Annotated in this window: 1 pseudogene; it reads right to left on the bottom strand. The window is 75.2% G+C overall.

The window, feature by feature from the left end:
- Window positions 1-230: pseudogene (locus tag KVS71_RS20175) on the bottom strand (HAD family hydrolase); the annotation flags it as partial.

Raw genomic sequence — 230 nt, forward strand, 5'->3', positions numbered from 1 at the left:
TCGCGTAGCGCGCCGCGCTTCGAACCCGTCGGGTCCCACCCATGCTTCGCGCCGCGTGGGGCCTGCTGGCCGCGCGCGGAGAACGTGATCTGCGAGCCGCGGTCCTCGAGGCTCTCGCCCCAGGGCTCGGCCTCCCAGAGCCCGGGGCGCGCCGCCTCCTCGCGCGGCGCGGTGAGGGCGGCGGTCTTCTACTCGTCGCTGCGGTCACGGGCGTACTCCGCGTCGAAATC

It is taken from the genome of Microbacterium sp. GbtcB4 (assembly GCF_019091465.1).
Taxonomy (GTDB): Bacteria; Actinomycetota; Actinomycetes; order Actinomycetales; family Microbacteriaceae; genus Microbacterium; species Microbacterium paraoxydans.